This is a genomic window from Coleofasciculus sp. G3-WIS-01, from assembly GCF_040223135.1.
Classification (GTDB): Bacteria; Cyanobacteriota; Cyanobacteriia; order Cyanobacteriales; family Coleofasciculaceae; genus Coleofasciculus.
The window spans coordinates 1-6,972 of record NZ_JAVJZI010000275.1 but is presented as its reverse complement, the minus strand read 5'-3'; the positions used below and the strand labels follow the sequence as shown (position 1 = coordinate 6,972).

Below are 6,972 nucleotides of genomic sequence, written 5' to 3'. Positions count from 1 at the left end.
ATAAACGGACGTGGAGAGGGTGTAAGACCTCATTTGGAGGCAACCTTCAGCGAAGCGTCAACCCCAATCAGCGACCACCCCGGCTAAAGGTGGCGTGGTGAGGAATCCCCCGCGCTCTTTAGCCGGGGGAGGATGTCAAATGATTCCTAATGCGTGCAGAACTCCTTGACCCGAAAAGTACTCAACGAATAGGGCAATAATGAAGCCTAGCATGGCTAGACGACCATTCCAAATTTCGGCTTGGGGGCTGAAGCCAAATCTCCAAGCATTGCGTTGTTCGGGACTGGTGAGGGTTTCGGGTGCTGGTGTAGTGGGTTGGTTTGTCATACTCTAATTCTCCGTTTAAGTTATCTATGATTGCCTTTGTAAATAAATGTAACGTTAATTGAGGCTAATGTTATCCCTCTTAGGTGAGAAACTTCTGGATTGTTTATCTTTCGGTATCGATGTTAGTAATGCTTCATCCACCTGACTCGCGCTCAAAATTTAGATCCCCCTCGCATCCCCCTTTTTAAGGGGGAGCTTTTATTAAGGAAGGGTTTCAGCCTTCAGTTGACAAAGGCTTTGCGCCCCTACAGTTTCCAGTTGAGAAGAGAATGGTGTCAAATCTGAATTATAGCAGTAGACACATCGATTAGGACAAAGGCACTATTGTAGAGACGCGCCATGGCGCGTCTCTACATAAATGATGTGTCCTAACCCCTACAATTTCCTTCATACTAAAGACAGAAAAAAGGAAAATTTGAGCGCAAGCGTTACCCAACAAACTTAGTAAAACGTTGGGTTTCGTTACCTCAACCCAACCTACTGCCCTTCTACTCAAGGCTTATCCGAGGAGTATTGTAATGATTCCTACTTTTGCTATATTAGTGCGATCGCGCGATCGGTATAGTCGGGTAGATGAGGCGTTTTCCCATCTTGATCCGGAACCGCTTCTACAAAAACATCCTTATACTCCATCTGAACATTGCCAAAAATAGTGGCAAAGGCTACATCAGCAGCATCTCGCCCTATCCCAATCCGAATGAACCCATTACCGGGGGCGAGTCTGGTAGGGTCAAACAAATACCAGCGATCGCCTAAATATGCCTCAAAATAGGCATGGAAATCTTGGGGTTCTAAATTGTAGGCATATCCAGTAACAAATCGAGCCGGAATATTTAACGCCCGACAAAAAGCAATCCCCAAATGGGCAAAATCTCGACAAACTCCCGCTCGTTCTGTTGCGGTATCATAAGCCGAGGTATGTTGATTGGTGCTACCTGACAAATAGGTGACGTTATCGTAAATCCAGTTACAGATAGCCGTAACTCGGGAATAGTCAGGAATCAAATTACCAAACTCATGCTGTGCCAGACGCATAAGCCGATCTGACTCACAGTAACGCGATGGGTAGAGGTAATGTAAGTTTTCTAATGGTAACTTAGCCGGAGGAATTTCCGCAATCGAACTGGGATCTTCATCGCTATAAGATAAATCCACAGTTGCTTGATAGGAAATCTGCAAGTCACTGGGGGATGCATTGATTCGTAGATATCGGTTTTCCATCACAGGAGTAACATACTCCTCATAATTCATGGATGGTTCTATTTGCAAGCTTTCTTGCCGGATTTTTTGATATTTTTTCTCAACAACACTGATATTTAAAATAAGGGTACTGCTTGACGCAACACTATAGTTTAATTTACAGCCCAGCTTGAATTTCATAATCTAAAGGAGAATGAGTTTTGAGTTTTTCTCTAGTAAAGTAAATTTGCCATTATTTGGCATTTATATTAATCTTCCTTAAGTCACATTTTTTTAATCGACAATATCGAGTATAATAATTGCGATAAAAATAGAATTTTTATTGGAAATAACAAACGATAAATAACCAATGACTAATGACGAGCTTAACGTTAACCTGTGCCCACCTACTTCTTAATCTTAAGAAGCTTTATGAGTCGGCTGTTTGGCAGTTGAACCCGAAGAGCGACATTGAGGAGGCTCGGCTAACACCGCGATGATTCCCAGTCTTTTGGTTTCTAGGGTGGTATCGCTAAGCAAATCAACCACCTCTACTCCCAAAATTTCCTGGATTAGCTCTCTCAATAGAGGCTTGATCGCGGCATTCAAATCCGATCGCACCTGCTGGGTTAGGGCTTCCTCTCCCTGGTTAGCGAGTAACTGCTCTGGCTGAGTAACGGCATCTTCCAGAATAAGCGTAACTCTATTGCCTTGAATACTGCTAGTTATTTGGCTCGGTTGATGCCCAAGTTGCTCACGGTACAGTGATTGTACTCCTTGGGAGAGGTTGCGTTCCAACTGCCCACGGGTCGGAAGTGCTTTTTTTGACATAGACGTAACGGACGTAACGTAGAGGACGATAGCGATGAATTAGCTCAGATGGATGCTTGGAAATTAAGCGTATCACAAAATGTCACACTCAAACTCTTGATCGCACAGGTTGCATCTGCTCACGTCCACCAAGTCCTCTGGGAGCATCTGATGAGATGCATTAGTAGCCAAGATATGACCAATGGCGAATCACTATCTAGAGTAACAGTTGTTACAAAATCTTGACATTAGCTTTGTTAACCTAAGTAACAACGCCGAAAAAGGAAGCAAAATGCCGTGGGCTCATCGGTTTGTATTCAGATTATTGAGGGAAATCCCCATTTGCGATCGCTGCTAGGTTGGCACTTGCAGCAGGCGAACTATTGGGTTTATCAATCCGCCACCCTCTATCAAGCCAGAGAGACATTCTACAATCGCCAACCCACTCTCGTCATTCTCGACTCTGACTTGCCCGATGGCGATGGAGTAGAGTTTTGCCGCTGGATTCAGCAGCAGCGACGTTCTTTAATTTTAATGCTGTCTGCCCGTAATCACGAAGCCGATATTGTCCAAGGGTTAAAAGCCGGTGCTGATGATTATCTGACTAAACCCTTTGGGATGCAGGAATTTCTGGCAAGAGTTGAGGCGCTGATTCGACGCATCCGGATGACGGCTGTACCAATGACGCTGGAATATGGTGATCTCAAAATTGATTTAGTCCAGCGCCGAGTTTGTTACCAAGGAGAGTTTGTTGATTTAACTCCTCAGGAATTTAGTTTGCTCTACGTCTTAACCCAAGCTGAAGGACTACCATTGAGTCGTTCTGAATTACTACGTCGGGCGTGGCCCGATGCTATTGACAATCCCCGTACTATTGATACCCATGTCCTCTCATTGCGTAAAAAAATTGAAACTGATCCCCGACAACCGAGTTTAATTCAAACGGTACGGAATGTCGGTTATCGGTTTAATCCAGAGATGCTGGAGAGCAGCCAATCAACTGTAGGAGGACAAGAAAATCATTATCCGACTTCTCGATCCAATGCCGCACCCGTAGCCGCGAGTACAGCTTGGGGGCAATAGTACACAGGTGCAGGGGAAGCAATTTAGAGACGCGATGCAAGAAGCGTCTGGGAGTTAACTGTGCACTAAGTCAGGGCGGGTTTTGAACAAAAGTTATTATCAATAGCTGGCGCGAAATCCCTAAACCCGCCCCTACAACTCACGCGCCATACCCTATGTGCCAAGTGAATAGTTAAAACTCTTCCACCCCCCACTCTTGAGCCGCTTGCGCTTGGGCTTTTACTAAGGAATCTCGTAACAGGTTCCAGTCCATATTAGTCGCTGATGTATCTTGTATGAGCTGACCTGTCTGTAAATACAATATCCGATTACAGAAGAGTTTAGCCATGTCTAACTGATGATTGACCATTAAAACGGTGATCTGATCCTGATCCGCCATGTCAGCCAAGACACCCAGAACATGAGAGGCTGTCCCCGCATCGAGGGCGGATGTGGGTTCATCCAGTAAGATAATTTGGGGTTGACAAATTAAAGCCCGCGCGATCGCAACCAGTTGTCGCTGTCCGACTGAAAGTTGTAATTCGGTGCGTTCCAGCCAATTTTCTGGGATGTGAAGCCGTTCCCCATAGGTTTGAATCCGTTGCGCGATCGCGGATTTTCCTAGCTGCTGTAACACCAATGGATAAGCCAGCGCCTCCCGTACCGTCATTCCCAATAGTTTTGGTTCTTGGGGAACCAGCATAATTTGCCGTCGTAACTGAAGCACAGGAATAGTCTGAATCTCTTGATTATCCAGATAAATCTTACCGCAGGTTGGCTCACTCAATCGGTTCAACAGCCGCAGCAGTGAACTTTTGCCTGCACCAGACGGACCAATTAAGGTTATGCGATCGCCTTTAGCTACCTCAAAAGAAATATCACCCAGAATAGTGGTTCCTGGAATCGCCCCTTTAGCTGATGTGACAAAACTCACTTGCTTCAGTTGGAGTTGAGCAACCGTCGGGGATAATGAATCATCATATACCATGGGCGAGTTCATTCTTAACTATTGTTCTCCTGACTCGTCTACATCTCTAACATTTACCAGTTTGACCGTCGTTTCCGCCCTGGCGATTACATCTTTTGCTAACCGTTCACTAAATCCCACAGTAAACGCGATCGCAAAATAAAATAAATCTTCTTTTCTACCTGTAGCATTGGTTGGGTTCGTATCTAGGGGAACAAGTCCCGAACTAATTAAGGTGTACAGAAAAACACCAAATGATGCCCCAATAATTGGCTTAAATGCTCCAATCAAAAAGGGAATGACTGGATCAAGGATTTCTCGAAACTCTACATCAAACTCCTTAAGCCTAATTAAAATACTGACCACACTCCCCAACGCTCCCGATGCGCCAACCACAAACACACGGAAAATAATTTGAGAATCTTCTGGAGATAAAGAAATCGTTTCCAACCCAAAGGGCAAGGTTATCGTTAATTCTTTATCCGCTTGATTTTGTTCCTCCATTACTTGAAGTTGCGCCTTGACCTGATTATCAAGCGATGTCAAGGTTGATTCAATCTGACTGATTCTTTCTTCCAAGGATAGTTGACGACTTTCTCCAGTCAATGAGCTTAACACTCTTTTAGGTTCCTCCATCCTGGCTAACGCTTGTTCTATTTCCCGGCGTTCATTGCTAATTTTCTCCAAGGATTGACTCACTTGGGATAGTTCAGAGGTTTGTGTTCCGTAATTCAAAAAATACACTGAAGAAATCAGTGCGATCATCCCTGCCATTGAAAAAGGAAAACATAGTCCGATAATGACTTTTGTGGGAACCGAATCTAAATAGTAAATATCGATAAAACTATTAAAAATTGAGCGCCTGAGGATAAGAAAAAAAGATTCGTGTCGGCGGAGCGATCGCAACAGTCTAAGGCGGGTTTGTTTTACCAGAGAAATACTAGCTTTGCCATCCACAACAAATTTAATCGCTGGAATTAAAACATCAATGATACTCGTAAGTTCAAGAACTCTTGGTTCATGTCCTTGGTCAACTTGCTTCTTTTTTATACTCAGTATTTCAAGCCTCTGAATAAAGACTAAAATACTAGAAACTTCGTCAAGAATTTCTTGGCGAACCTTTGGTAATTTATCAGTATTTGTTTGTTTATTGGCTAATTCATTAACTAATTCCATAATTTCTTGCTTTTTGATAGCGAAATTATGCATATAGTCTTGAGTTGAATTCATTCTAGGCTTCCCGATACATCATCGTTCCCAGGCAGAGCATCCCCTAATTTTCAAGGGAGCAAACCTTGACTAAAAACCGTCCAAATTGTCCAACCATCTACGAGTAATAACAATAGCGTCAATCCTAACAAAGTTAGATACATCCAAGGTTGTGCCAATGGACGAATATCGGTGGTATCGATACCTGTGTAAGTTTCTACTAACTTAACTAACCGAGCAAATCCCACCACACGCATGGGTAATAAATACGCCTGCTCCGATGACTTGCTAACAAAATAGTAAACCAATCCCCCTTGTCCCGTTGTCCGCATTTTTAAATCTTTAACATCCGCCCAAGGTAACTCCCAACCCTTACGGAAAAAACGAGGAACCCATTTCGGATAAGTCACCTGAATTTTCTCATCATCCACAATAACTCGTTCACTCAACGCCCCATAAAGCGCTAATAACCCCACACCAATTCCTCCCCACAACAATGCTGGCGGTACGGGAGCCGAAGACACTTGGGCTAAAAAGGGTAGAGGTACAGTGAGCGCCACGTATAAACTCAAAAGAGTGATCCGAATCAATGGAGAGAGGCGAAACGTCGAAGAACTAGGTCGAACGTCTTGTTCTGATTTTGATAAGGTTTCCATATTTGATGACATAAGTTTAAAGTTGTCTTTCTTTCCAAAATGCACAAGCTAAATCAACCAGCATTTCTACCTTGTTATTGTATGCTCTTGGCATATCGGGCATATATTGGTTAATGTATGTGTCATCATAGTAACGTCCAAACGATTTGCTACTGGTATGAACCCTTCTGCCCTTCCTGGGGTCGTCACTGCTGACAATGCGTTCCAATTTTTTTACATCACTCCAATTATCCGTAATGACTAATATTTCAATTTTAGGTCTCTTTGAAGAGGGCTTTAATAAAAAAGGATTTATCGGCAATTTAGGAAGGATCAAGTGCATTCTAGGGAGATCTGTTTTGTCAAACCGAAACTTAGCACAGAAGTTCTTGTTGGTCTTCCCCTAATAAATAATTTTCCTATCTGTTTCGTGTAAAACTTCTTTTATATTCTCATCAAAATTAATAATTCTATAGCTAATATTTAAAACTTGTGTAACTTTTCCAGGCTCAGAATATTTATTTAATAGAGAATTAAGTGCCTGGAGGGAATAATTTTCAGATTCGGAATTCATTTTTACTCTTTGTATCAGTTATTGCGTTTCTCATAAGGATGAGGTAAATGAGTGGGGGTGCAAGCCTTCATTGGTGTCAACTTAAGGTAAAGAGCTCTTAGAGCGGGGGGTGTAGGGGCGGGTTTTACAGATAACATGAGAGCACCCAACTGATAACTTGACTCGCGCCCGCCCTTCTCCCATAACCGGGGGAGCAGAAACCCCATAGC

General features: G+C 43.3%; 7 protein-coding genes. 1 reads left to right on the top strand and 6 read right to left on the bottom strand.

From position 1 onward, the window contains the following. Window positions 1-135: 135 nt before the first annotated feature. The 3 genes from RIM23_RS29445 to RIM23_RS29435 form a co-directional block, all read right to left on the bottom strand. Entirely contained in the window at window positions 136-327 is a 192-nt protein-coding gene (locus RIM23_RS29445) for a chlorophyll a/b-binding protein (protein WP_446371882.1), read from the bottom strand. Between the two features lie 534 nt (window positions 328-861). Next, complete coding sequence (locus RIM23_RS29440) at window positions 862-1,707, bottom strand: transglutaminase-like domain-containing protein (protein ID WP_446371880.1); 846 nt, start codon at window positions 1,705-1,707, stop codon at window positions 862-864. A 219-nt stretch (window positions 1,708-1,926) separates the two neighbouring features. Beyond that, on the bottom strand, window positions 1,927-2,337 hold the full coding sequence (locus RIM23_RS29435) for a DUF2294 domain-containing protein (RefSeq protein ID WP_446371878.1): 411 nt from the start codon (window positions 2,335-2,337) through the stop codon (window positions 1,927-1,929). 276 nt (window positions 2,338-2,613) lie between these two features. On the opposite strand from RIM23_RS29435, the gene RIM23_RS29430 reads away from it, so the two are divergent. After that, window positions 2,614-3,399 carry a response regulator transcription factor gene (locus RIM23_RS29430; RefSeq protein ID WP_446371876.1) on the top strand — a complete coding sequence of 262 codons (786 nt, stop codon included), beginning with the start codon at window positions 2,614-2,616 and terminating at the stop codon, window positions 3,397-3,399. Between the two features lie 172 nt (window positions 3,400-3,571). Here RIM23_RS29430 and RIM23_RS29425 read toward each other — a convergent pair whose 3' ends face one another. The 3 genes from RIM23_RS29425 to RIM23_RS29415 are packed head-to-tail and all read right to left on the bottom strand — an operon-like array spanning window position 3,572 to window position 6,222. Continuing rightward, on the bottom strand, window positions 3,572-4,366 hold the full coding sequence (locus tag RIM23_RS29425) for an ABC transporter ATP-binding protein (RefSeq protein WP_446371874.1): 795 nt from the start codon (window positions 4,364-4,366) through the stop codon (window positions 3,572-3,574). Between the two features lie 18 nt (window positions 4,367-4,384). After that, window positions 4,385-5,575 carry a hypothetical protein gene (locus RIM23_RS29420; RefSeq protein WP_446371872.1) on the bottom strand — a complete coding sequence of 397 codons (1,191 nt, stop codon included), beginning with the start codon at window positions 5,573-5,575 and terminating at the stop codon, window positions 4,385-4,387. A gap of 50 nt (window positions 5,576-5,625) precedes the next feature. Next, complete coding sequence (locus RIM23_RS29415) at window positions 5,626-6,222, bottom strand: hypothetical protein (RefSeq protein ID WP_446371870.1); 597 nt, start codon at window positions 6,220-6,222, stop codon at window positions 5,626-5,628. Window positions 6,223-6,972 lie beyond the last annotated feature (750 nt).

Coding starts and splice junctions, on each gene's coding strand:
- RIM23_RS29445 (WP_446371882.1), bottom strand. CDS start 327: ATGACAAACCAACCCACTACACCAGCACCCGAAACCCTCACCAGTCCC.
- RIM23_RS29440 (WP_446371880.1), bottom strand. CDS start 1,707: ATGAAATTCAAGCTGGGCTGTAAATTAAACTATAGTGTTGCGTCAAGC.
- RIM23_RS29435 (WP_446371878.1), bottom strand. CDS start 2,337: ATGTCAAAAAAAGCACTTCCGACCCGTGGGCAGTTGGAACGCAACCTC.
- RIM23_RS29425 (WP_446371874.1), bottom strand. CDS start 4,366: ATGGTATATGATGATTCATTATCCCCGACGGTTGCTCAACTCCAACTG.
- RIM23_RS29420 (WP_446371872.1), bottom strand. CDS start 5,575: ATGAATTCAACTCAAGACTATATGCATAATTTCGCTATCAAAAAGCAA.
- RIM23_RS29415 (WP_446371870.1), bottom strand. CDS start 6,222: ATGTCATCAAATATGGAAACCTTATCAAAATCAGAACAAGACGTTCGA.